General features: G+C 72.0%; 18 protein-coding genes. 8 read left to right on the top strand and 10 right to left on the bottom strand.

Features of this window, described 5'->3' with window-relative positions; genetic code table 11:
• Positions 1-39: 39 nt before the first annotated feature.
• Entirely contained in the window at positions 40-1,884 is a 1,845-nt protein-coding gene (locus OG392_RS34190; protein WP_329285983.1) for a CAP domain-containing protein, read from the bottom strand.
• A 168-nt stretch (positions 1,885-2,052) separates the two neighbouring features.
• The gene (locus tag OG392_RS34185) at positions 2,053-3,132 is read right to left on the bottom strand and encodes a multicopper oxidase domain-containing protein (protein ID WP_329285982.1); all 1,080 of its coding nucleotides are present in this window, start codon (positions 3,130-3,132) and stop codon (positions 2,053-2,055) included.
• A gap of 206 nt (positions 3,133-3,338) precedes the next feature.
• Between OG392_RS34185 and OG392_RS34180 the strand changes: the two genes are divergently transcribed.
• Positions 3,339-5,831 (top strand): ThuA domain-containing protein, encoded by a 2,493-nt coding sequence (locus OG392_RS34180; RefSeq protein WP_329285981.1) that lies wholly within the window; start codon positions 3,339-3,341, stop codon positions 5,829-5,831.
• Positions 5,832-5,884: 53 nt separating this feature from the next.
• A complete protein-coding gene (locus tag OG392_RS34175; protein WP_329287624.1) occupies positions 5,885-8,053 on the top strand; it encodes an OmpL47-type beta-barrel domain-containing protein in 2,169 nt (722 codons plus the stop codon).
• 51 nt (positions 8,054-8,104) lie between these two features.
• On the opposite strand, the gene OG392_RS34170 is transcribed toward OG392_RS34175, so the two are convergent.
• Positions 8,105-9,904: an ATP-binding SpoIIE family protein phosphatase gene (locus OG392_RS34170; RefSeq protein WP_329285979.1), complete on the bottom strand. Its 1,800-nt coding sequence runs from the start codon at positions 9,902-9,904 to the stop codon at positions 8,105-8,107.
• A gap of 135 nt (positions 9,905-10,039) precedes the next feature.
• Here OG392_RS34170 and OG392_RS34165 point away from each other — a divergent pair, with 135 nt between their 5' ends.
• The 4 genes from OG392_RS34165 (at position 10,040) to OG392_RS34150 (ending at position 13,087) form a co-directional block, all read left to right on the top strand.
• On the top strand, positions 10,040-10,414 hold the full coding sequence (locus OG392_RS34165) for a PadR family transcriptional regulator (RefSeq protein WP_329285977.1): 375 nt from the start codon (positions 10,040-10,042) through the stop codon (positions 10,412-10,414).
• On the top strand, positions 10,411-10,971 hold the full coding sequence (locus OG392_RS34160; protein ID WP_329285975.1) for a hypothetical protein: 561 nt from the start codon (positions 10,411-10,413) through the stop codon (positions 10,969-10,971). The genes OG392_RS34165 and OG392_RS34160 overlap by 4 nt, the downstream gene beginning before the upstream one ends.
• Positions 10,972-11,071: 100 nt before the next feature.
• Entirely contained in the window at positions 11,072-12,592 is a 1,521-nt protein-coding gene (locus tag OG392_RS34155) for a diacylglycerol/lipid kinase family protein (protein ID WP_329285974.1), read from the top strand.
• Positions 12,593-12,694: 102 nt separating this feature from the next.
• Positions 12,695-13,087 carry a hypothetical protein gene (locus OG392_RS34150; protein ID WP_329285972.1) on the top strand — a complete coding sequence of 131 codons (393 nt, stop codon included), beginning with the start codon at positions 12,695-12,697 and terminating at the stop codon, positions 13,085-13,087.
• Between the two features lie 89 nt (positions 13,088-13,176).
• Here OG392_RS34150 and OG392_RS34145 read toward each other — a convergent pair whose 3' ends face one another.
• The 4 genes from OG392_RS34145 to OG392_RS34130 form a co-directional block, all read right to left on the bottom strand.
• Positions 13,177-14,415: an MFS transporter gene (locus OG392_RS34145; RefSeq protein WP_329287622.1), complete on the bottom strand. Its 1,239-nt coding sequence runs from the start codon at positions 14,413-14,415 to the stop codon at positions 13,177-13,179.
• 237 nt (positions 14,416-14,652) lie between these two features.
• Positions 14,653-15,510 (bottom strand): DUF1684 domain-containing protein, encoded by an 858-nt coding sequence (locus OG392_RS34140; RefSeq protein ID WP_329285970.1) that lies wholly within the window; start codon positions 15,508-15,510, stop codon positions 14,653-14,655.
• A 383-nt stretch (positions 15,511-15,893) separates the two neighbouring features.
• Positions 15,894-16,982 (bottom strand): chitinase, encoded by a 1,089-nt coding sequence (locus OG392_RS34135; protein WP_329285968.1) that lies wholly within the window; start codon positions 16,980-16,982, stop codon positions 15,894-15,896.
• A gap of 126 nt (positions 16,983-17,108) precedes the next feature.
• Positions 17,109-18,251, bottom strand: coding sequence for a S1 family peptidase (locus OG392_RS34130; protein WP_329285966.1), 1,143 nt, complete (start codon positions 18,249-18,251; stop codon positions 17,109-17,111).
• A 263-nt stretch (positions 18,252-18,514) separates the two neighbouring features.
• On the opposite strand from OG392_RS34130, the gene OG392_RS34125 reads away from it, so the two are divergent.
• Positions 18,515-19,423, top strand: a complete 909-nt coding sequence (locus OG392_RS34125; RefSeq protein WP_329285964.1) for an adenosine kinase — start codon at positions 18,515-18,517, stop codon at positions 19,421-19,423.
• Positions 19,424-19,496: 73 nt separating this feature from the next.
• Here the strand turns inward: OG392_RS34125 and OG392_RS34120 are convergent, their stop codons facing one another.
• The 3 genes from OG392_RS34120 to OG392_RS34110 all read right to left on the bottom strand — a co-directional run bounded on the left by OG392_RS34120 (position 19,497) and on the right by OG392_RS34110 (position 23,317).
• A complete protein-coding gene (locus tag OG392_RS34120; RefSeq protein WP_329285962.1) occupies positions 19,497-20,381 on the bottom strand; it encodes a geranyl diphosphate 2-C-methyltransferase in 885 nt (294 codons plus the stop codon).
• 14 nt (positions 20,382-20,395) lie between these two features.
• A complete protein-coding gene (locus tag OG392_RS34115; protein WP_329285961.1) occupies positions 20,396-21,697 on the bottom strand; it encodes a family 2 encapsulin nanocompartment cargo protein terpene cyclase in 1,302 nt (433 codons plus the stop codon).
• Positions 21,698-21,907: 210 nt separating this feature from the next.
• On the bottom strand, positions 21,908-23,317 hold the full coding sequence (locus OG392_RS34110) for a family 2B encapsulin nanocompartment shell protein (RefSeq protein WP_329285959.1): 1,410 nt from the start codon (positions 23,315-23,317) through the stop codon (positions 21,908-21,910).
• A gap of 565 nt (positions 23,318-23,882) precedes the next feature.
• On the opposite strand from OG392_RS34110, the gene OG392_RS34105 reads away from it, so the two are divergent.
• On the top strand, positions 23,883-25,343 hold the full coding sequence (locus OG392_RS34105) for a basic amino acid/polyamine antiporter (RefSeq protein WP_329285957.1): 1,461 nt from the start codon (positions 23,883-23,885) through the stop codon (positions 25,341-25,343).
• Positions 25,344-25,356: the final 13 nt, after the last annotated feature.

Genomic DNA, 25,356 nt, shown 5'->3' with positions numbered 1-25,356 from the left:
GCGGGGCGGCTCGCGCCGGCGCGAGCCGCCCCGTTCCCGTCAGCGGGCGCCGAAGACCTGGGTCCAGTACGGGCCGCCCTGGGAATGGATGCCGATCCCTATCTCCTTGAAGTCGCAGTTGAGGATGTTCGCCCGGTGGCCCGGGCTGTTCATCCACGACTCCATGACCTGCGCGGGGCTGCTCTGGCCCATGGCGATGTTCTCGCCGTACGTCGACCACGGGTACCCGGCGGCCGTCACCCGCTCCCCCGGTCCCGCGCCGTCGGGGTTGGTGTGGTCGAAGAAGTCGCGGGCCGCCATGTCGTCGGAGTGGCCCTGCGCCGCCCTGGTCAGGGTCGCGTTCGCGCTCAGCGGGCCGCATCCCGCCTTGGCGCGCTCCGCGTTGACCAGGGCGATGACCTGGTCGGCCTCCGAGCCCTGCCCCTGGTCGTTCTGCGGGCCCGTGCCCGTCCCGTTCCCGGCCTCGTCACCCGAGCCGGGCCTGGTCGCGTCCGGGGTCGGAGCCTGGGTGCGTGGCGGGGTCGTCTTCACCGGGGCGGGCTTGGCCGTGCGGACCGGGCGGGGCGAGGCGGTGGTGGGCCGCGCGCCGGGCGTGGCCGAGGCGGTGGGGTGTGCGGAGGCGGACCTGGAGGCGGACGGGGAGGTGGAGGGGGTCGTCGCCGCCGCGGAGGGGGACCCGGAGTGGGTGGACGGGTCCTGGTCGAGGGGCAGGTCCAGCTCCGGGGCCGTCACACGGTTCGCCTCGAGGATCTCGTCGTCCCCGCCGCGGCCCCCCGACAGTGAGAACGCCCCACCCGTGACCGCCATGACCACCACACCGGCGGCGATGACGGCGCGGCGCCGGCTCCGCTCCTGCGTCTGGCGACGGCGCCGGAGGGCCGCGCGCGTGCCGTTCCTGCCTGGCGCCTGGGAGGCCGCGGAGGCGGGTGCGGACCGGGGTACGCGGGGCCGGGTGTGTCCCGCGGTGCCGGCCAGCAGGTACGGCTCCGTCAGATCCGCCGCGTGGTCGGGCTCGTGCTCGCCGAGCCGGGCCGTGTCGTACGGGTCGGCGCCTTCGGACGTGCGGTACGGGTCACCGCCGGTGGCCGTGTACGGGCCGGGGGCGGCGGCGAACGCGGAGGCCGGCGTCGTCGGCCCCCACGGTGCCTCGTCCGTGCGTGCCGCCAGGACGGGAGAGGCGGCTGCCAGCAGGAGTTCCGCCGGGACCAGCGCGTGCCAGCGCGGGGCGCAGTGCCCGCAGCCGAGCGTGTGGTGGGCCAGGTGGTCACGCCAGGGGGCGGAGGGCCGGCCGTCCCAGTCCGCCGCCTCCCGGGCCAGGAAGGGGCAGGCCGGGTTCGCCGCCACCGCGCCGGCGACGACACGCGCGGCGTCGAGCCGGGCCCGGACGGCCTCGATCCGGGCCGGTGCCTCCTCGGCGGGCCAGCGCAGGGCGGCCGCCGTCTCGTAGCGGGTCAGTTCGCCCGCGCACTCCAGCCACCACAGGGCCAGCTGTTCGCCGTCGTCCGGGTCCAGCCAGCGGGCCGCCTCGGTGATCTCGTACGCCTCCCCCGTCGCGTGGAGCTGTCCGGCGGCCGCGCTGTCGCCGTACCCGGCGGGCTGCTGGTGCCGGTGCCGCCGGATCCCGTCCACGGCGATGGCGACCAGCCAGGGCCGGAAGACCCCGGGGTCGGTCAGGGTGGAGAGCCCGTCCAGGGCGCGGAGCATCGTCTCCCGCACGACGTGCTCGACGTGTTCGGCACCGTGGCGGCCGTGCATGGCGAGTGCCACGGTGGTGTGGATGAGGGGCAGGTGGGCGGTGATCAGCTGGTCCCTCGCCCACGGGTCACCGTTCCGCGCCGCGAGGACCAGCTCCGTGTCCCGCTCGATTCCTGTGCTCTGCCGCACGCCGACCGTCCCGTTCGTTGGAGATGCTTGCGCAGGGGAGAGCCTGGAGCGGAGCGCCGATAACGAAAAGGCGCCGGCGGTGAAAGTGATGTGGGTCACGCCGGCCCGTACGCCCCGCCGCGCGGGCACGGCCGGCCCCGGCCGGGCCCGGCCGTGCCCGCGCGGCGTTCAGTGGTGGTGGGTCCCGCCGGAGGGCTGCGCGGCCGGCGCCTCCTTCGCCGGCGCTCCGTTCGCCGGCGCCGCCCTCGCCGGCCCGTCCTTCGCCGTCGCCGCGCCGTGGGCTCCGTGGTCCCCGTGGCCCGGTACGGTGCCGTCCGGCTTGGCCACCAGGAAGAGACCGGCCATGCCCATGTCGGAGTGGCTCTGGACGTGACAGTGGTACATCCAGGCCCCGGCCCCGACGTGCTCGCCCGCGATGACCTGGAACCCGAACGAGTCCGCGGGTCCGGTGATCTTGTTGTCGATGACCCGGCTCACGTCCTCGGGGCCGGCGAGGAGGCCGGTGCGATTGTCGGCCCAGCGATGACCGTGCATATGGAACGTGTGGTAGTACTCGCCGTGCGTGATCATGATGATCTCCACCCGGTCGCCCACGGTGGCGAGGAAGTCCGGCGGGTCCGCGGCCGGCCGGTTGTTGATCGTCATGTCGTTGAAGACGATGGTGAACTGCTTGTCCGGCAGGATGTCGCCCTTGCGGCGCACCACCAGACCGCCGTAGAGGCCCTTGCGGATGCCGCCGGTCCCGTGGTCCGTGCCCACGACGTGGTCGTGGTAGTGCCAGTACCCGGCGCTGCCCGGCCGCCAGGTGCCGTCGGGGCGGCGGCCGGGGGCGTGGGTGCGCCAGGTGTACGTGCGGGTGGCGCCCGCTTCGACATGGCTCCCGCTCATCCGCGTACCGTCGTTGTCGATGTCGTAGTCCACGCCGTGCGGGTGGAGGCTCACCGGAACGTCCATCAGGTTCTCGAACTCGATGTGGAGGGTGTCGCCCTCGTTGAGTTCGATGAGGGGGCCGGGCACGGTGGCCTTGCCCTTCTCCAGGCCGTATCCCATACGCCCGTCGGCCGACTTCTCCGCGTACAGCTTGAGACGGCGTATCTGACCTCCGGCCGGGGCAGTCCTCAGCGGGGCCGCCGCGGCGGCCGTGTCGGATGTGGCACTGGAGGCGGAGGCGAGAGACAACGATGTCACGCCGGTGGCGGCGACGGCCCCGCCCGCGAGCAGGCGACGGTTGAAGCTGCGTCTGTCCATGTCGAACTCTCCGGTCTTCAGAGGAGATTGACGGGGGGCGGGGCCAACGGGGGCCCCTGGGGACGGCCCACACCGTAGCGGGACGGCAGTGGTTTATCCACACCCAGGACAAAGTTCGTCCGGTTGCAGCCATAGCCCTTGGCGAACCGTGCAAAGAGGTCTAGCTTCAACGGCTGTCGTTGTGACCTCAGAGGGATGGGTGACCCATGAAGCGCACACCACATCACCGGTCGAGATCGAGAACAGGTATGGCAGTGGCGGCACTTGGGGCGGGCGCCCTGGCCGTCTCCCTGCTCGGCGGCCCGCCGGCCGCCGCCGAGCCGGATCCGGACCCGCCGTCGGCCAGGGCGGCGACAACGTTATCCCTGCCGTCACCGCCGGGCGGCGCGAACGTACGGGTGCTCGTCTTCCACGGCTCGGCGACGGCCGAGTCGCCGACGGTCGACGCGGGCATCGCCGCCGTCGAGAGCATCGGCCTCACCGGCCCGGCCGCCGGCCGCTTCCGTACGGAGGCCACCGACGACCCGGCCGTGTTCACCAACGCCAAGCGGCTCGGCACGTTCAACGCGGTGGTCTTCCTCACCGGGGGCGGCGATGTGCTCGACCCCGAGCAGGAAGCGGGGCTCGAGGCCTACATGGAGGCGGGCGGCGGTTTCGTCGGCGTCCACGAGGCCGCCCGCACCGAGCCGTACTCCCGCTGGTTCACCGGCCTGATCGGCGCCCGCCCCACCGGCGCCCCGAGCGGCACGCAACGCGCGGTGGTGGAGGTCGGCGACCGGCAGCACCCGGCCACGAAGTCCCTGCCGCTGGAGTGGAAGCGACCCGACAAGTGGTTCAACTGGGACCGCAACCCGTCCGGAACCGTCCACACCGTGGCCCGGCTCCGGGAGTCCTCGTTCCAGCCCGCCGCCAAGCCCAACGGCTGGGACCACCCGGTGTCCTGGTGCCGTGACTACGACGGCGGCCGGTCGTTCTACACCGCCATGGGCGGCACCGTCGACAGCTACGCCGAGGCCGACTTCCGCGACCATCTGCGCGGCGCGATCGCCTGGACCGCGCGGATCTCCCGGGCGGACTGCAAGGCGACCATCGACGCCAACTACACCGCCGAGCGCGTCACCAAGCCCAACCAGCCCGGGCAGAACGACCAGATCGGCGAGCCCCACGGCCTGGTCGCCGCCCCGGACGGCCGCGTCCTGTACATCGGCCGCGGCGGCGCCGACTCCAGCGTCCCGGTCGTCACCGACTGGAACGACCCGGACGTCGGCAAGGGCAACGGCGAGATCCACGTCTACGACCCGAAGACCCGGCAGGTCACCAAGGCCGGGGCGCTCACCGTCTTCGGCAACAAGGGCGGCGGCGACGAGCTGATCAAGAACGAGGAGGGACTGCTGGGCATCGAGCTCGACCCCGGTTTCATGACCAACGGCTGGGTCTACCTCCACTACACGCCGCACTCCCGGATCGACCGTGTCGAGCACACGGGCGAGCGGCGGGTCTCCCGCTTCACGCTCGATCTCGCGACGAACAGGCTCGACCTGGCGAGCGAGAAGGTGCTGCTGAGCTGGCCGGTCCAGATCCACAGCTGCTGCCACGCGGGCGGCGGGATGGCCTGGGACTCCAAGGGCAATCTGTACATCGCCACCGGAGACACCAACTCGTCCGGCTCCAGCGGCGGTTACTCGGGCAACAACCCCGCACCGAACTTCCGGGGCGTCTCCTTCGCGGACGCGCGCCGCACCGCGGGCAACACCAACAACCTCAACGGCAAGATCCTGCGGATCCACCCCGAGGCCGACGGCACCTACACCCTCCCGGCGGGCAACCTCTTCACCGGCGAGGAGAGCGACGAGGGCGGCGGCAAGACCCGCGGCGAGATCTACGTGATGGGTGTGCGCAACCCCGCGCGCATCTCCGTCGACCGGACGACCGACATCCTCTACGCGGGCTGGGTCGGCCCCGACGCGGGCGCGCCGTCGACGACCTGGGGCCCGGCGAAGTACGACACCTTCGCCGCGATCACCAGGGCGGGCAACCACGGCTGGCCGTACTGCATGGGCAACAAGCAGCCCTACCGGGACCGCGGTCTGCCCGACCCGAGCAAGCCGCTCGGCTGGTACGACTGCGACGCGCCGAAGAACGAGTCCCCCAACAACGACGGCCTGGTGAACCTGCCGCCGGTGACGGGGAACACGATCTGGTACTCGCCGCAGGGCGGCGGCGTGGACTACCCCAGGGACGCCGCCGGCGTCCCGAGCTACAAGCAGGAGGAGCAGAAGCTGCTGCTGCCGTGGCTCAAGGGCGGCGGGCAGGCGACCATGAACGGTCCGCTCTACCGCTACGACGCGGCGAGCGACTCCGCGGTCAAGTGGCCGTCTTACTGGGACGGCAAGTGGTTCGTCGGTGACTTCTACGACGGGGACCAGCCGCGGCACGCCGTGCTCACCGATCCGAAGACCGTCGGCAAGGGCGGACTCCCGGTGCACGCCGAGTCCCTCAAGAAGATCATCCCGGTCGGCCAGGGCGGCATCCGCAACCTGATGGACTGGAAGTTCGCCCCGGACGGTTCGCTGTACGTCCTCGACTACGGGCGCGGCTTCTTCACCTCGCATGCCGAGTCGGCGCTGTGGCGCGTCACCTACAAGGGCGGCGGGCCCACCCCGGCCGCGGACCAGCTGGCACGGAGGGCGGCGCAGTGATCACGAGACACCGAGGCGCGAGCCTCTGGGCGGCCCTGCTGGCCGCCGTGGCGATGGTCGTCGGCCTGACCTCGGCGGCAGCCTACGGCAGGGCGGACGACGCCCGACGCGGCGACGACGGGCGCCGGACCGCGGCGGCGCAGGTGCTGACCTGGAAGGCGGGCGACCCGATCGACCGCTATCTGGAGTTCCCGACCACGGCGGTGGCCGGGGCGACGACGATCGTCTTCGAGAACAGCGCGGCGACCGGCAACACGACCGGCATGCCGCACACCCTGACGTTCGACGTCTCCGACCCGGAGTACAACAACGACGTCCCGCTCAACATCCTGGCCAACCCGAGCGACGCGAACGGCGGCCGGCACACGGCCGAGGTGACGCTGACCCCGGGCCGGTACCTGTTCAAGTGCACGATCCCCGGGCACGGCCAGATGCAGGGCATCCTCACGGTCACCGAGGGCGGCGGCGAGGACACCACCGCGCCGGAGACCACCGCGAAGGTCGAGGGCGACCGCAACGCCGACGGCGCCTACGTCGGCCAGGCGACCGTCACGCTCGGGGCGACGGACGCCGGTTCGGGCGTCGACAAGGTCGAGTACGCGGTCGGCGCGGACGGCCCGTGGCAGCCGTACACGGTACCGGTGATCGTCGACCAGGTCGGCGCGCACACGATCCGGTACCGGGCCGGCGACAAGGCGGGCAACACGGCCGCCGAGAAGACCGCCGCGTTCTCGGTCGTCGCCCGGCCCACCGACGACACGACGGCACCCGAGACCTCGGCGACCGTGTCGGGCGAGCGGGACGACCAGGGCCGCTATCTCGACATGGCCACGGTGACGGTGACCGCGTCCGACACCGGGTCGGGCGTCAACACCATCGAGTACGCGCTCGGCGACGGCGCCTGGCAGACCTACACCGCTCCGGTGATGGTGCATGAGGCGGGCGAGCACACGGTCCGCTACCGGGCCACCGACAAGGCGGGGAACACCGCCCCGGTGAAGTCGGCGGCCTTCACGGTCGTCACCCAGCCCGCCCCCGACACCACCGCCCCCGAGGCCGCCGCCTCGGTCGCGGGCGTGCGCGACTCCGACGGCGCGTACATCACCAGCGCCACGGTCACGCTGTCGGCGTTCGACGCGGACTCGGGCGTCGAGCGGATCGAGTACTCGCTCGACGGCGGACCGTACCTCGCGTACACCACCCCGGTGATCGTCGACCGGGTCGGCCGTCACACGGTGCTGTACCGGGCGACGGACAAGGCCGGCAACACCTCCGCGGCCCGGAGCACGGCCTTCACCGTCGCCGAGGGCGGCGGGGTGCCCGCGCCGAACTGTCCCGAGTTCGACGAGCGGCTGACCGTCATCGTCGGGACCGTCGACACCGGTGTCCCGAACCGGATGACGAACAGCCGCTGCACGGTCAACGAACTCATCGAGGACGAGAAGGACTGGTCCTCGCACGCGCTGTTCCTCAAGCACGTGGACACGGTGATCGACCGGCTGCTCGCCGACGGTGTCATCGACACCCGCGAGCACGGGAAGATCTACCGCGCGGCCAAGCAGTCGGGCATCGGCAGGCCGGGCCGGACCGAGGGGTACCGCGACCTGTTCGACGGCACCGCGGCGAGCTTCTCGAAGTGGCAGCACGTCGGCGGCGGGAAGTTCGGACTGAGCGCGGACGGCGCCATGACCAGCAGCACCACGGTGCCGGGCATGGGCATGCTGTGGTTCCCGCAACGGCAGTACGGCGACTTCTCGCTCAAGCTCCAGTGGCGCGACGACGCCCCCGGCGCGGGCAACGCCAACGGCGGGGTCTTCGTCCGCTTCCCCTACGTCCACGACAACCCCGAGGAGTCCCGTCCGGAGTGGGTCGCGATCAAGTACGGCCATGAGATCCAGGTCCTGGACCGGCCCGACGGCGACATGTACAAGACGGGCTCGCTCTACGGCTTCGACCGCGTCGGCCTCGCCGGTGCCGGGGTGACGCCCAAGGGCACCTGGAACGACTACGAGATCCGGGTGGAGGGCCAGCACTACTCGGTCTTCCGCAACGGCAAGCTGATCAACGAGTTCGACAACACGGGCGGGCAGCTCTTCCAGCCTCCGCGCGGCGACGACCCGGGCACGGACGGCCGGCGCTACGCCTCCGGCTACATCGGGCTCCAGGTCCACGGCACGACGGACGTCATCTCCTACCGCAACATCCGGGTGAAGGAGCTCTAGTCCGCGGAAGTGCCCCTCTCCCCCGGTGGGAGAGGGGCACTTCCCCGTTCCTCAGTCGGGCAGGTTCTGCTCCGCCCACACCACCTTGCCGGAGACGGTGCGGCACGAGCCCCAGCGGCGGCACAGCATGTTGATGAGCTGGAGACCCCGGCCGCCCTCGTCGCTGAGGTCCGCGTGCTGGATCTGGGGCAGGTCGGGCCCCGTGTCCGAGACCTCCACCACCAGGCGTTCGCCGCGCAGCAGCCGCAGCCGTCCGGGGCCGTTCCCGTACCGCAGGGCGTTGCCCACGAGCTCGGAGACGACGAGTTCGCAGACGTCGGCGAGCTCCGCCAGATCCCATGCGTCGAGCTGGTCCGTGACCAGACCGCGGGCGACGGACGCGGCCCGCCCCTCCTGCGGCAGCTGCCACTCGCACAGCTCGTCCGGGGTGCCCGACGCGGTCGTCGCGACGAGCAGCACGGCCTCGTCGAAGCGGCTGGAGTCGGTGGGGGCGCAGTCCGTGAGGCCCCCTCGTTCGAGTGCCTCGGGGGTGAGGCGGCGGGCCGCCGACCGCAGCCGCTCCAGCTGGTGGTCGAGGTCCGCGTGCCGGGACTTCACCAGGCCGTCCGTGTACATGACCAGATGGCCGCCCACCGGGACCCGCAAGCGGATCGGGTCGTACGGGATCACTCCCGCGCCGAGCGGGGCGCCGATCGGTACGTCCACGAAGGCTGCCGAGCCGTCGCCGTCGACCAGCAGCGGGGGCAGATGACCGGCGCTGGCCAGGGTGTAGGTGGAGTCGGCCGGGTCGTGGACGGCGCAGAGGAAGGTGGCGACCTGCTCGTCCTCCAGGTCACGGGTGGCGAGGTCGAGCCGGGCGAGGACCCGCTCCGGCGCCATGTCGAGGGTCATCAGGGTGCGGGCCACCGCGCGCAGCCGGCCCATGGTGGCGGCGGCGGGCAGTCCGTGGCCCATGACGTCGCCCACCATCAGGGCCGTCCGTCCGCCGGGCAGGGCCATCACGTCGTACCAGTCGCCGCCCACGCCGTGGTGGGCCGTCGAGGGCGTGTACTCGGCGTGCACGCGCAGCCCCGGCGTCACCGGGGTCGCCCGGGGCAGCAGGCTGCGCTGCAGGGAGACGACGTGCTGGCGCTCGCGTCCGTACAGCCGGGCGTTGTCGATGTAGACGGCGGCCTGGGAGGCCAGCTGCTCGGCCAGGGCGAGGTCCGTGGCCGAGAACGGGGGCGTTCCGGGGCCGCGGACGAAGTCGGCGCTGCCGAGCAGCAGACCGCGGGCGATCAGCGGCACCGCCAGATAGCTGTGGACTCCCGCGGCGCGCATCTTCGCCGCGGCGCTCTCCGTCGGCGCGACCCTGAGAAAGTCCTCGTGGCGCATGCGGCTGACGAGGACGGGCCTGCCCTGCCGCAGGCAGTACCGGTGGAGGAGCGTCTCGTGGGTCTCCTCGGTCTGGACGAAGGTCTCGCCGACCGGGGTGGGCTCCAGGGAGACCAGCGTGTCGACGAAGCTCAGCGCGGTGGCGCGCAGGAGCGGGACGCCCGTACCCGTCCAGCGTGAGCCCTCCTCGCCCCGCAGGACGCTCTCCAGGATGTCGACGGCGGCGCCGTCGGCCAGAGTGGGCACGGTGAACTCGGCCAGTTCCTGAGCGGTGCGCTCCAGGTCGAGGGTGGTGCCGATCCTGGAACCCGCGGAATTCAGCCAGGCGAGCCGGCCGCGAGTGGTGACGCGGTCGAGGGGGACGTCCCCGTCGCTCCGGCCGAGCCGTCCGCGGGCACCGGCCGAGCGGAGGACCGAGGCGCCCTTTCCGGCCGAGGCGCGGCGGGCAAGGCGCCGTCTCCCGTTGCCATCGTTCACTCTTTCGGCCTCCAGACAGAAACTCGTCCGCTGTTGGTGCACATCATGCACCTGACTTCCCCTCCTGGCCGATCAGGGCGGCACGTCCTGTCACTGTCTTGTGGCGCAAGGCAGTGGCCGACTACCATGCGCCGCATGACAAAGGAGCTGCCGACAGCCGGTGACCAACGGCGGAGTCAGCTCCTGCGAGGGGTGCTCGACCTGTGCCTGCTCTCACTGATCGCCGAACGACCGCGGTACGGGTACGAGTTCATCGAGGCCCTCACGGAGAGCGGGCTCGAACTCGTCGGCGAGGGCAGCATCTATCCGCTGCTGGCCAGGATGGAGCGCGCCGGGCTCGTCGAGCCGTTCCGCGCGCCGTCGTCCAGCGGCGGGGCGCCGCGCAAGTACTACCGGCTGTCCGAGGCCGGCCGGGCCGAGCTGGAGCACGGCCGGACCGTCTGGCAGGGGTTCACCGCCCAGGCCGACCGGATCCTCGCTCGAACGACCCACGGGGGAACGACACCATGACCAACGAGCACGTCCTCGCGGTCTGCCGCAGCAACTGGGAGTACCGGGGCGTCGACGACGCGTCCGTACGCGAGATGCTCGCCGAACTCACGGCCCACCTGGAGGACGCCGCGGCGGCCGGACGCACTCCGCGGGACGTCGTCGGCCGGAACGTCAGGTCCTTCGCCGCGTCCTGGGCCAGGGCCCGGACGCCGCTGCACCGGCGGCTGCCGAGGATGGCGGCGCTGGTTCCGCTCGTCGTGGGCGGGCTGCTGCTGATGTCGCACCTCGTCCACCGGACGACGGTCGTGGACATCGACGCCGGGCGGCTGGCCTTCTGGGTGAGCATCGGCACCGCGACCGTGGTCCTCGAACTGCGTCGCGGCACCCTCGGCTTCGGCAAGGGCTGGCTCGTGGCCCTGGTCGTCGGCCTTCCGGTCATGCTCCTGACGCGGAGGCTGGCCGGCGAGGAGACGCTGTTCCTCCTGCCCCTGTGGGGCAGCGCCCTGCTGACACTGCCGGGCCTCGCGTACCTCCTCGTCGAACGGCGGCGCGCCCCGCGCCCCCCGGCCGCCTGAGGCCGGCCGGGGTCTCACCCGCACGGCCCGGCAGGGATGCCCGCCCGTCCCGGAACGTGAACGCTGGGGGCACGGACCGGGCCGAGAGGTGGGACACGGGATGAGCCAGGACGGCAGGGGCGGTACGCGGACGACGGGATCCGGTGCGGGAACCGCGGCGCGCTTCCTGGCCCGGATCGCCGTGCTCGCGGCGGTCGGCTCCCTGGTCGTCCTGGTGCTCACGATCGGCGACGGCGGCCTCGTGGTCGTGCTGGCCGGTCTGCTGGGGCTCGTGGTCTGTGCCGCGGGCGTGTGGTGGTTCCTGGCGCACCGCGGCGCGGTCCGCCTGCTGGGGGCCCTCGTCGCGGTCGCCGCCCCGGCCGGCGTCGTGGTCCTCTACGCCCACGACGGGCTGTGGCGCACGGCGCTGGTGCTGGTCCTGTGCTGGGCCGTCTCCCTGGCCTGCGCGCGGACCGCGCTGCACCGGGCCCGGCCCCGGCGGAAGACCCCGTCGTTCCCGGCCCGCCGGCCCCAGCGGGCGTTCCTCATCATGAATCCGAAGTCGGGGGACGGGAAGGTCGGCCGCTTCGGTCTCGTCGACCGGGCGGAGGCCCTGGGTGCCCGGGTGACCGTGCTCGATCCCGACGCCCCGGCCGATGTGGCCGCGCTGGCCCGCGAGGCGGTGGCCGAGGGCGCGGACCTGCTCGGCGTCGCGGGCGGCGACGGCACGCAGGCGCTGGTGGCGGCGGTCGCCGCCGAGCACGATCTGCCGTTCCTCGTCATCTCGGCCGGGACCCGCAACCACCTCGCGATGGACCTCGGCCTCGACCGTTCCGACCCGGCCCGCTGCCTCGACGCGCTCACGGACGGGGAGGAGCTCCGGATCGACCTCGGCGACGTCGGAGGCCGTCCCTTCGTCAACACCGTGTCCTTCGGGGTCTACGCCGATGTCGTGCAGCGCCCCGAATACCGTGACGACAAGGCGGGCACGGCGCTCACCCTCATGCCCGACCTGCTGGTCGGCGAAGGGGTGCGACGGCTCGACGCACGGATCGACGGCACGACCCTGACGTCCCAGCAGGCTCTCCTGGTCAGCAACAACGCGTACGCCTCGCCCGACGTGCTGAGTGGCGGAGGCCGTCGGCCCAGCCTCGACGACGGCGAGCTGGGCGTGCTGGGCATCCGGGTGGAGGGCGCCGCGGAGGCCGCGGACCTCGCGGTGCGCGGTGCGCAGTCCACCGGGCTGACCGTCACGACCGCCCGCCGCGTCGAGGTGACCTCGACCGTGACGGGCGAGGCGGACGCGAGCGGCTCGGACACGGACGGGGCGGGGACGGACGGTTCCGGGGACGGATCGGACGCTGACGGCGCGGATACGGACGGTTCCGGCGCGGACGGTCCCGACGCGGGTGCCGCCCGGAACGGCTCCCCGGGCGCGGGCGAGATCCCCGTCGCGGTCGACGGTGAGGCCTTGCGCATGACCACGCCGGTCGTCTGCACGCTGCGTCCGGGCGCCCTGCGGGTCCTGGTGCCGCGCGACCGCCCCGGCGTCGTCGTCCCCGCCCCGCGCGTGGACTGGCGACGGCTCTTCGACCTGGCCTTCGGCCGTCCGGTGCCGAGCTCCCCGGGACGGGACGGCTGACGACGTCCGTCCGCACCCGAACGGCCCGGGACAATGGCACCCCCGGGCCGTTCCGCGGACGTACGCGGTCGTGGCCCGGCCGAGCGGAGAGACGAAGGACCGATGACGCTGAAAGTGGGCCGGCGCGTACAGCTGGCGGTGGAACTCACCCTGACGGGTCAGGTCGCCCTGGCCGGGGAATCCCCGGGGGAGCCGGGCACCGTCGTCGGATTGCTCGCCCTGGCCGCGGGCACCGAGGGCACCGTCGAAGAGGTGGACGACGACCGTCGGGAGAGCGAGGAGGTACGCGAGTACGCCCGGCTCAAGTCGCTCCTCGACGACTTCGGCCACCAGATGCCGCCGGGGAGCAGGGGGCAGCTGGAGGAGCGGGTCGCCGCGCTCGAACCGGCGTGGATCGCCTACCAGGAGGCGGAGATCCCGGTGCGGGTCCGCGTGCGGCTCGACAACGGGTTCGTCCTCCGCGACACGGCGGGGGACGTCTTCGTCACGGTCTGACCCACGTGTTCGCCGCCGCCGGACCCGCGTGTCGCGGCGGGCCGCCGGTCGTACCGGCACCCGCCGCTCACGTCGGCGGGGCGGGCCGGTCACGGTCCCTTCGTCGGCAGCGGCCGTCTGATCAGATACGCGGCGGCGGAGACGACGAGCACCAGCATGCAGGCGATGAACACCAGCCCGGCCCCCTCCAGGCCGAGTGGATCGGCGAGCAGTCCCACGCCGACCACCGGGATGGAGATACCGGTGTACGCGACCACGAACAGCGTCGAGATCACCGCCGCGCGCCGGTCCGGCGGTGCCGCGGCGGCGACGGAGGCCAGGGCCGCGCGGAAGGCGAGGCCCTGGCCCACGCCGCTGACCACCGCGGAGAGGACGATCAGCACCAGCAGGTCCGTGTACAACGCCGCCCCGAGGAGGACGAGTCCTCCGAAGAGCACCGCACAGCCCAGGGGCAGCGAGCGCGCCACCCCGACGCGGTCGACGGCCAGTTGCCCGGCGGTGGAGGCGAAGAAGGCGATGGCCACGACCAGGCCGCTCACTGCGTGGTTGTCGACGTGCAGGTACCGGGCGAGGAACGCGGGACTCACCGAGGTGAACACGCCGAAGAGCGCGAACCCCGCGAACGAGGCGATCGCCGCCGGCACGAACACCGGCCGCACCTGCGGCGGCAGCGCGGGCCGCCGCGGTCGCACGGCGAACGGTCCCCGCCGTTCCCGTACGGTCTCGGGGAGCCACAGCAGGACGCCGGCCGATACCGCCACCAGGCCGAGGTGCACCGCGAACGGCAGGACCAGCGGCTCGGGGGCGTACTCCGCGAGGAGTCCGGCGAGCAGCGGCCCGCAGCCGAGCCCTCCCATGTTGGCGGCCGTGGCCACGAACGTCGCCCGGGAGCCGCCGCCGCGCGGGGCGAGCTCCATGACGTACGCCGTGGCGGCGCCGGTGAAGAGACCGGCTGACAGACCGGAGAGCAGCCGGCCCGCGTACAGCCAGCCCAGGGAGTCGGCGAGCAGGAAGCATCCGGCGCTCGCCGCCGCGAACAGCAGGCCGCAGAACAGGGTGGGGCGTCTGCCGACGGTGTCCGACGCGTTGCCCGCCAGGAGGAGTACGCCGATGACCCCGAAGGCGTACACGGCGTAGACGACGGTCACCGTCAGCTCGGAGAACCCGAACTTCTCCTGGTAGAGGGGATAGAGCGGGGTCGGCAGCGTGGTGCCGGCCATGCACACGACGAACACGGCTCCGGCGAGCAGACACCGCAGCCAGCCCCGGCTGCCACCCGGGTCACCCTGCACGCCGGGTCCACCTCGCACGCCGGTGTCGTCCTTCATGTCCCGCACGTCTTCCGCACCACGATCGCGTTCCAGGCCCTGGTCACCTTCCATGCAGCGGACCGTATCCCCGCCGACCACCGACCCCGGGGCGCGAACTGCGGCAATGGCGTGGACGTCACCCGGTCGACGAGGACGGCGAGCGGTCCGTGCCCCGCTGGAAGCACCGAGGGCGGGACCGCGCCGCTCCTGCCGCTGCCGCTGGACGAGGCGCGGGCCGGCCTGCGGGCCGCGTGGTCACGGGGTGACCGGGCCGCGCTCGTGCGGGATCCTCTCCCCGGCCTCGACCGCGACGGGCAGCCGGTTCTCGGCCGGGGGCAGGGGGCAGGTCGCGAAGTCGGTGTACGCGCAGGGGAGATTGGTGGCCCGGTTGAAGTCGAGCACGACGGCGCCGTCGGGGCCGGGCGCGTCGATCCGCAGGCTGCGGTTGGCCGCGTACGTGGTGACGCCCGAGGTCTCGTCGGTGAAGAGCACCGTGAAGCCGCCGGGGGTGTATCCGTTGAAGGCGGTCAGGCCGAGGTCCCGGCCGTCGAGGTGGAAGGTGATCCTGCCCGGTGCGTCGTAGACGTGCCGCAGGCCTTCGACGGAGGCGCCGACGGTGGTCGGCCGCGGCTCGTCGAAGGGCTCGTACCGGCCGGTGACGACCCAGCGCGGGTCGGGCGCGTACGCGGGTGTCCCGGCGAACGCGACCCGCAGCGGGTGGCCGGGACGCCTCGGCCGGACGATGTGGTGGCCGCCGCGCTTGGCGACCTCGATCACGGTGTCGCCCCAGACGGCGTCGACGCCGCCGCGCTCGGGGATGACGCCGAAGTCGTACCGTCCGCGGACGACGGTGCCGTCGACGACGAGTTCGGTCCCCTCGTCGAGTTCGACGGTGACGCTGTCGGGTCCGGTCGACCAGAGCCCGGGGGCGTCGGTGACGCGCTGCGGCTCGTCGGTGAGCCAGTGCAGGCCGGTGATGGCGAGGAAGCCGTGCTCGGCGGCGAGCCGGGCGTCCTTGTCGCGGTGCCACTCCTCCCACTCGGCGGTGAAGGCCTTCGCCTCGGTGTCGACGCCGGTCTCGGTCGTGGGGGCGGGGGCGTTGCTCGTGGTCATGGATCCTCCTGATGTCGTCTGCGCAGCGCGTACGGGGCTTGCACCGGGAGGCCTCTCGCGCCGGCCCGTGCCGACGTGCCCGCAGGGGCGGTCGGGGGTGACGCTCAGGGGTGTGACGGGGGCTCGGTGGTCGCGCGGGCGACGGCCGGCTGCCGGGACGAGGGCCTCGGGGTCAGCCGGAACAGGACGTGGTCGTGACGCGCACGTAGTCCACGTGTCGGCGCGTCACGAGCAGGGTCATACGGCCAGCAAAGCACAACTGCCGTGCTCCGGACCAGTGATCCCGGGTTCCGGATCACCGGTGCGGAGCACGGCGGGCGCCGGTCCGGGGCCTGTCGTCGGACTCCCGTCGTCGCCCGGGGACGGGAGTTGGACGACAGGACCTAGCGGCCCTGGAGGGCCTTCACGTTGTCGCCGAACGTCCAGCCCTTGGAACCGTCCCAGTTCGCCGACCAGGTCATGAGGCCCTTGAGCGCCCCGCCGTAGTGGTTCCACGCCTGCTTCACGAGCGACGGCGCCATGTGGCCACCGCCCGCGCCCGGCTGGGCGGGCAGGCCGGGGACCTGCTTGTCGTACGGCACCCGGATGGTGGTGCCCTGGATCACCAGGCCGCGGTTCAGGCAGTCGGTCTGCGCGACGAACCCGGCGACGGTGCCGGCCGAGTAGGAGTCGCCCGAGCAGCCGTACATGCTGCCGTTGTAGTACTGCATGTTGAGCCACCACAGGCGCCCGTTGTCGGCGTACTTCTTGACGATGGGCAGGTACGCGCCCCAGATCGAGCCGTACGCGACGCTGCCCCCGGTGACGTAGGCGGTCTCGGGTGCCATCGTCAGTCCGAACCCGGCGGGCATCCGGGCGAGGACGCCGTCGATGATGTACACCAGGTTGGCCTGCGACGCGGACAGGGTGCCGATGCTGCCGCTGCCGACCAGTCCGGTCTCGATGTCGATGTCGATCCCGTCGAAGTTGTACGTCTTCAGGATGGGCACGACGGTCGCGATGAACCGGTCCGCGACGGCACGGGAGTTGAGGTCGATCCCGGCGGCCGCGCCGCCGATGGACATGAGGAGCGTCGCTCCGGCCGCCTTGGCGTTGCACATCTGCGCCGGGGTGGAGACCCGGACGGTGCTGTCCATGCCGTCCTCCCACAGCACCGTCCCGTCGGAACGGATCACGGGGAAGGCGGCGTTGATGACGTTGTAGCCGTGGGCGGCGAAGCGCGGGTCGTCGATGGGCGCCCAGCCGAAGGGCGGGTGGACGCCGTTGGCCGCGCCGTCCCAGTTCTCCCAGTAGCCCTGGAGCACCTTGCCCGCGGGCTTCTGCTTGAGGGCGCAGGTGTCGGCCGCGGCTGCGGACGGGCCGGTGGCGGCGGCGGACGGGGCGGCCGTGGCGGCGGGTGCCGCGAGGGCGGCCGCGGCGAGCAGGGTGGCGAGACCTGCTCCGAGGAGACGAGCGATCCGGGGCGCTGGCATGCGTGCTCCTGGGGACGTGGGGGGGGGTTCCTAGGTGTGGCGCGCGCTCCAGCAGACCGTAGGTTGGTCCAGACCATTCGTCAACCACCCTCGCGGGCACGGGTGTTGTGGGTCCCCCTCAGTCCGTCACGCCGTGTGCAGCGTCAGGCCGTAGCGGCCGAGGATCTCGTTCACGGGCTGGAACCAGGTCTCTCCGCCGGACGAGCAGTTGCCCCAGCCGCCGGATGTGACGCCCTGGGCCTGGTCGCCGCTGATGAACGCGCCGCCGGAGTCACCGCCCTCCGCGCAGACACTGGTCTTCGTCATCTGCAGCACCGCGCCCTGGCTGTAGTTCACCGTCTCGTTCTTGGCCAGGACACTGCCGCAGTGCCACTTGGTGGTGGAGCCGGAGCGGCAGATCGAGGCGCCGATCGGCGCCTCTGCGGAACCGCGGACGAGCCGGTCGGATACCGTCCCCCAGCCGAGCACCACGGGCACCGTCCACCAGCCGCTGTGGATGCTCACGTACGCGTAGTCGTTCCCGGGGAACGAGGAGCCCTGGAAGGTGCCCATCGCGGATCCGTCCCAGCCCCGCACCGCCGCGCCCGCTCCGCCGCAGTGCCCGGCGGTGACGAAGCCGCCGTACACGGAGAAGCCGATGGAGCAGCGGACGTTGCCGGTGTAGTACGGGTCGCCGCCGACGGTTCCGGCGGCGTACGTACGGGGCGCGTTCGCCGTCTCGGCGACGGTGACGGACCCGGCCTCCCGGGCCCGCTCGACGAAGGCCCGTACGGCGGGGGCGTTCCGCTCGGCGCGGACGACGGTGACGACGACGCTGTTGGTGCGCGGGTCGACGTGCCAGCCGGCCACACCGCTCGGGGCGGAGCGGGCGTCGAGCCGGGCCTTGGCCCGGTCGAGCGCACCGGCACTGTGCCGGACGAGCCGGGTGTCTGCGCCGAGCGCCTTGACCTCGGCCTCCTCGGCGCGGTCGGTGAGGGCGACGACGAGCCGCCCGGTGCCGGCGTCGAACCAGGAGCCGCCGTACGCGCCGCCGGCGGCCTTCTTGGCCGCGGACTCGACGCGGGCCGCCGTGCGTTCGGCCGTGAGCCGTTCCTCGGCCTGCCGCGCGGTGAGCCCGAGGTCCTGGCGCATGGCGTCGAGGAGTCCCGCCGACGCGCTGGGCGGGCCGGGGGTGGGGACGGCACTCGCGGGCATGGCCTGGGCGGCGCCGAGGCCGACGGTGAGCAGAAGGGCCGCGGCGGCGGCGCGCAGGGCGGACGTACGTTTCACAGGGGCCTCCTGGTGTGGGGGGAGCAGGCACTGAGAGCGCTCTCAAGCGAGCACGGGAGCCACCGTAGCGACAGTGCACTTGTCAGGTCCATACCATGACCGGACTTTCGAGCCGGAGGACACGGAGGCCGGATCCCGACCGCCCCTCACTGCAACCTCTTGCCGCAACACTCTGAAAGTTCTTGCCGACGGGTTCACGGGCTGCTTGACTCACCAGCGATCACGGGCAGTTGAGCCGCCCCGCGCGCACGAGAGGAACTTTGATGAGCAGTCGGTACGACGTCCTCGTCCTGGGTAGGTCCGGCGTCGACACGATCGTGTACGTGCCCGAGCTCCCCCTCCCCTACGCCGACAGCTACATGATCCGGCCGGGCATCGAGACCCGCGCCGGACAGACCGGCGACTTCGTGGCCCTCGGCCTGAGCTCGCTCGGCCTGCGGACGCACCACATCGACATGATCGGCGACGACCCCTCGGGCGACCTCGTCCGGGCGTTCCACCGCGACCGCGGCATCGGTCTCACCGAGGTGCCCCTGCCCGGCGGGACGAAGCGGGCCGTCAATCTCGTCGGCCCCGACGGCCGCCGGCTCTCGCTCTACGACGACAGCCGCTCCCGGGAGTCCGACCGGCTGCCCGAGGAGCTGCTCCGCCCGCTGGCCGCGGCGAGCCGGCACGCCCATGTCTCGATCACGTACCCCTGCGCCTTCGCCCTGCCGCTGCTGCGTGAGGCGGGGCTCAGCCTCTCCACGGACCTGCACGACTGGGACGGCGAGAACCCGTACCACGAGCCCTTCGCCTACGGCGCGGACATCGTCTTCGTCTCGGCCACCGCCCTCACGGACACGGAGCGGACGATGCGCCGCATCCTGGAGCGGGGCCGCGCCGAGGTCGTCATCGCCACCGCCGGGGCCGCGGGCGCCTCCCTGCTGACCGCCGCCGGGCTCGTCCGCGTACCCGCCGTCGCGCCCCGTGGTCCGGTGGTCGATTCCAACGGCGCGGGCGACGCCTTCGCCGCCGGCTTCCTCTTCGGCCGCCTGACCGGCGAGGACCTCGGCACGTGCGCGCTCTACGGCGCGGTGGCGGGTGCCTACGCCTGCACCGTACCGGCCACCGGGAGCGACGCCATCGACCGCGCGCGACTGCTCGACGAGGTCGCCGCGGCACGGGTCTGAGGGGGAACGCCCCGAAGGGCCCGGTCCGTCGTACGACGGACCGGGCCCTTCGGTACACCCGGAGCCGGAGGGATCAGACCCGGTCGGCGGCGATCAGGACGTACTGGAACGAGCCGTCCCTGTACGAGTTGATGAACGCCTCCTCGATACCGGTGACCAGCGACGACGTGGCGCGCAGCTCCCAGTAGGGCAGGGTGTCCGGCGTCAGGTCGATGACCGCCTGCGGGACGAGACGGTTGTCGGCCATCGCACGCAGGTACTCACGGCGGGAGTGGATGTTGCACTCGAAGTGCGCGTTGATCTGGGAGACCCACTTCGAGGGCTGGCCGTACCGCGGGTTCCAGCAGCCGGTGATGGTCACGTAGCGGCCGCCGACCTTGAGGAAGCGCGCGTGCTCGGCGAAGAGGTCGTCGAGGTCGACGTACATGCTCGACTCGTTGTTCCACGAGGCGGCGATGCTGCCCTTCTCGAACGGGGTGTCCAGCATGTTGCAGACCTGGGCATGGACGTGGCCGTCGATGCCCAGCTCCTTCGCGCGCTGGTTGCCGAACTCGGCCTGCGTGGAGGAGAGGGTGACCCCCTCGACCTTGCAGCCGAAGCGCTGGTGCGCCATGACGCTCGAACCGCCGCGGCCGCAGCCGGCGTCCACGAGCGTGTCGTCACGCCCGATGACACCGAGGTTGTCCAGGAGGACCTCGGCCTGCGCGGACTCCAGCCGGTGCAGCTCGCTGATCAGCCTCTTCTCGTACCCGCTGTCCTCGGTGTCCCCGAGGGCGGCGTGGTCGACGTCGCCGATGCCGTAGTGGTGGTGGTAGAGCCCGTCGACATCGCCCAGGCGCAGGTTCACGGGCCTGGCCTCGTTGTTCCAGTAGCGGGCGATGTCCCCCTGGTACGGCGTCGCCGGGGACGGGACGAACGCGGAGGTGCCGTGGACAGTGGTGAACTCGGTGCTGGTCACAGGTAATCCATTTCTTACCAGAAATCGGGCAGGCTGTAGCGATAGGTGTTGGTCTGGTGCCAGTAGTGGTTGCCGTCGACCCACACGGCCACGCCCCGAAGGAAGCGCTGCACGGTCGGGACGGGGCAGGCGGCGGCGAGGGCGGCGGCCTCGGCCTCGAAGTCGCGCATCAGGTCGTTGTGGACCTCGACGGCCTTCAGATATCCCTCTCGGTCGGAGACGCCTTCGCGTTCGGCGATCACCACGGGCAGGTTCAGGTGCTTACCGGGGCTGTCGAGTTCCTTCATGTACGAGTACAGGTCGTTCACGATGGTGGTCGCGTTCCCCGCGAGCGCGAGGACGCGCTGCATGGCCGGCTGGGCGTGCAGGTCCGCGGGGAGTTCGTAGCCGCCGACGGTGTCGGTGATGGTGGGGCAGGGGCGGAAGTTGTTGAACTGCCGCATCGCCAGGTACTCCCACACCTCCGGCATGTGGTCGGTCTCGGCCCAGGCGGCCTCGGCGAGGTATCCCATGTGCAGCCGGGCCATGTCGTGCCGGAACCGGTCGGCCTGCGAGGGGGTCGACTGCCCGACGAAGTACTCCATGGCGGAGCGGTAGGCGCGCCGCGGGGCGTCCTCGTGCAGCGACTCCGCCCAGAGGGGCTGGTACTCCGTCGTCGTGTGGAGCGGGTCCAGGGCGGTGTGCGCGAGGAGGAGCCGTCCGCCGAGACCGATGGGCGAGCCGCCGTGGTCCTCGCAGTAGCAGTCGTCGACGGCGTTCTCGGCGACCATCAGGCGGGTGGCGAGCATCAGGTGCTCGACGGTCGGGGCGTCGGGGTGGCAGGCGACCATGTAGCGCCCGACGGAGAACCCGTCGAACTCGCCCTCCCAGTCGTCGGGGTAGAGCTGCACCTCGTCGAGCGCCCAGGCCTTGATCCTGCGGCTGACCTCGTCCACGCGTACGGGGTCGGGCTCGGGTACCGGGTGGAAGTAGAGGCCCGGGATCGGCCGGCCCTCGACCGGTGCCGACGGCTCCGGCAGCGCGGGGACCGCCTCGCGCCGGGCCAGGGACAGTCCCGCCGTGCCGAGGCCGGTCGGCCCGGGCAGGACGTACCCCGGCCCGGGAACGGCCGGCGCGGTCACGACGGCGCCGGCCGACGGCACGGGAGCGGCCGCAGGTGTGGTGCCTGCACCGGTCGCGGCGGCGGCCGCGGCCGTGAGAGCGGCTGCCCCGGCCGTGTCGGTGGGAGCGGCCGCCCGTCCGAGGACGTGGAGTCCGAAGTAGGCGGCGGCGGTGGGCAGGCTCGACTGCAGAGGGGAAGGCCCGGGTTCGGGCATCCGTGGCTCCTTGGTGAGGGTGGTGGGCTGTCCGGGGTCCCGGGCACGGTCGGCCGGCCCGGGACGCTCCGGACCGTCGCGGCCGTCGTGGCGGCCGCGGAACAGCTCCTCTGGGTCCTGTCGTCACACCGGCGGAGGGGACCCTCCCGAGGACCTGTCGTCCGACTTCCTTCGTCGCCCGCGGGGCAGACGGCAGTTCGACGACAGGACCTAGTGCCTGCGGGCGATCTCCACGTTCTCCAGCACGCCCAGCGCGTTCGGCACGAGGATGGCGGCGGAGTAGTAGGTGGTCACCAGGTACGACATGATCGCCTGCTCGCTGATGCCCATGAAGCGCACCGAGAGGCCGGGCTCGTACTCCTCCGGAAGACCGGTCTGACGGAGGCCGATGACGCCCTGGTTGTCCTCGCCGAGGCGCATGGCGAGGATCGAGCTGGTGTTCTCCTTGGTGATCGGGATCTTGTTGCAGGGCAGCAGCGGGACTCCGCGCCAGCTCAGGACCTGCTGGCCGTCGAGGTCGACGGTGCCCGGGTTGAGGCCGCGGGCGTTCCACTCGCGGCCGATCGCGGCGATGGTCCGGGGGTGGGCGAGGAAGAGCTTGGTGCCGCGGCGGCGGCAGAGCAGTTCGTCGAGGTCGTCCGGGGTGGGCGGGCCGGAGTGGGTCTGGATCCGCTGCTTGAAGTCGGCGTTGTGGAGCAGACCGAACTCCCGGTTGTTGATGAGCTCGTGCTCCTGGCGCTCGCGCAGCGCCTCGATGGTGAGCCTGAGCTGCTCCTCGGTCTGGTTCATCGGCCCGTTGTAGAGGTCGGCGACCCTGGTGTGGACCCGCAGGACGGTCTGGGCGACGGAGAGTTCGTACTCGCGCGGCTTGAGCTCGTAGTCGACGAAGGCGCCCGGCAGCGCGACCTCGCCGGTGTGACCGGCCGACATCGCGATCTCGGCCTCGCCGTGCTTGTTCTGGCGCTGCAGCGGGAGCGAGCTGAACTCCTCGATGTGGGCCTGGAGGGCCGACGACGAGGCGAGCACGGCGGCGAACTCGGCGCGGGAGAGGGTGAGCAGCGTGCCGGCGGTCTCGGCGGTGGCGGTGTAGTCCCAGCGGGCGTCGGCGTCCAGCAGGGCGTTCTCGCCGAAGCGGTCGCCGTCGGCGAGGACCGCGACGGCGACCTCGTCGTCGTACTTGCCGAGGGATGTCTGGTTGATGCGCCCGTGGGCGACGAGGTGGATCTCGTCCGCGGGGGTGCCGCGCGTGACCAGCACCTCGCCTGCGCCGAAGTCGCGCTGGACGCACCGGCCTGCCAGCGCGTTCAGCACCTCCTCGTCCTCGAAGCCGCGCAGCAGGGCGAGTTCGCCGAGCTCACGGGGGATCACCCGGACGTGGGCCCCGTCCTGGACGAACTCGATGCGCCCGTCCCCGACGGTGTAGCTCAGCCGGCGGTTGACCCGGTAGGCACCGCCCTTGGTCTCCACCCAGGGAAGCATCCGCAGCAGCCAGCGGGAGCTGATCTCCTGCATCTGCGGGGCGGACTTGGTCGTGGTGGCGAGGTTCCGGGCGGCGGCGGTGCTGAGGCTGGACTGCTTCGGCGCGTCCTGCTGGGCTTCCGGGCTCGTGTCGACGGTCATGGGGCGGGCTCTCCTTCGCAGGGGGGTGGTGACCGGCGCACGGGTGCCCCGGTCAGTGGAAGAGGAGAAAGACGAGAAGGCAGGGAAATGCTGTGAATGAGGGAGAAAGGGGGATGAAGATCTGGGAATCCGTCCAGATCCCGGGGAACAGTAACGGCCGGTGACCCCGGTACACCCCATCGATTCGAGGGCATTACCTCGAAACGGCGATCTTGCCCCATTCGAGGTTTAACCCGATGATCTGCAGCATTCGGGCCACGTGGCCGAGAGCCCGTGGGTCGAGCCGTCGATGCGTCAGATGCCGCCGCGAGAGCCACACTCAGGTTCGATTCATCTCCGGCGGAGATCTCCGCGCCTCGATACACAAGGGGCGCGAATGGTTGCCTATTGCGACAAAACGTCCCGATCCGGCTAGATTCGGCTTCCAGTCATCTCTCGTCGCCCGGTCGTCCACCGCGCCCGTCCCCGCTCAGCGTCCTCCACGGCGTCACCGACCCACCGGATCGAGAGGATCCCGAGGACCGAGCCGCCGGGGGACCCCACCGAGTCGCCCTCGAGGTAGGTCATGCCGAACGCTGATACCGGAACAGACGCGAGCACCGCCGGGGCCTCGCCCACGGCCAAACTGACCCTCGTCACGCTGACGGCGATGGTCGTCGGCTCCATGGTCGGCGCCGGCGTCTTCTCGCTGCCCCGGCGGTTCGCCCAGGAGACGGGTGTCGCGGGCGCGCTCATCGCCTGGGCGATCGCGGGCTTCGGCATGCTGATGCTCGCCTTCGTCTTCCAGGCGCTCGCGGTGCGCCGCCCGGACCTGGACGCCGGTGTCTACGCGTACGCGAAGGCCGGTTTCGGCGAGTACCTGGGCTTCTTCTCGGCGTTCGGCTACTGGGCGAGCGCCTGCGTCGGCAACGTGACGTACTGGGTGCTCATCATGTCGACGATCGGCGCGATCTGGCCGGCGCTCGGTGACGGCGACACCGGCCTCGCGATCGTCCTGTCCTCGGTCGGACTGTGGGCGTTCTTCCTGCTCATCCGGCGCGGGGTGAAGGAGGCCGCCGCGATCAACCGGATCGTGACGGTGGCGAAGGTCGTGCCCATCATCGTCTTCGTCATCCTGGCCCTCTTCTCCTTCGACGCCTCCGTCTTCGCCGACAACTGGGGCGGCGCCGACTACGCGGGCTCGCTGTTCAACCAGGTCCGCGGCACCATGCTCGCCACCGTCTTCGTCTTCCTCGGGGTCGAGGGCGCCAGCGTGTACTCCCGGCACGCCAAGCGCCGCGAGGACGTGGGCCGGGCGACGATCCTGGGCTTCCTCAGCGTCTTCTCCGTCTTCGCCTCGGTGACCATCGTGTCGTACGGCATCATGCCGATGGGCGAGATCGCCGAGCTGCGGCAGCCCTCCATGGCGGGGGTCCTGGAGGCGGCCGTCGGCACCTGGGGCCAGGTCTTCGTCAGCGTCGGCCTCATCGTCTCCGTCCTCGGCGCCTATCTCGCCTGGACCCTGATGGCCGCCGAGGTGCTCTTCGTGGCGGCCAGGGACGAGGACATGCCGCGCTTCCTGGGGCGCTCCAGCGGCGACGACGTCCCCGTCCCGGCCCTGCTGATGACCACGGCGCTCAGCCAGGTCGTCCTCGTCGTCACGGCGTTCTCCGACGACGCCTTCAACTTCGCCCTCGACCTGACCAGCGCGCTCAGCCTGATCCCGTTCCTGCTCGCGGCCGCCTTCGCGGTGAAGATCGCGGTGCGGCCCGAGCGGGAGAAGGTGGCGGGGCGGAGCACCCGCGGCGAGCTGATCGTGGCCGCCCTCGCCACGGTGTACACGGCGTTCCTGCTGTTCGCGGCCGGTCTCAAGTTCGTCCTGGTCTCCTTCATCCTCTACGCCCCCGCGACCTTCCTGTTCGTCAAGGCCCGGCGCGAGCAGGGCAGGCAGCTCTTCTCCCCGCGCGAGCTGGTGATCCTCGTCGTCTCGATCGCGGGTGCCGTCATGGGTGTCGTGGCGCTCGCGAGCGGCTGGATCAGCCTCTGAACCACGTCGCCCC

The sequence above is a fragment of the Streptomyces sp. NBC_00691 genome (assembly GCF_036226665.1).
In the GTDB taxonomy this organism is placed as follows: domain Bacteria; phylum Actinomycetota; class Actinomycetes; order Streptomycetales; family Streptomycetaceae; genus Streptomyces.
The sequence above is the reverse complement of the archived record's forward strand: the minus strand, read 5'-3'. Positions and strand labels throughout refer to the sequence as shown.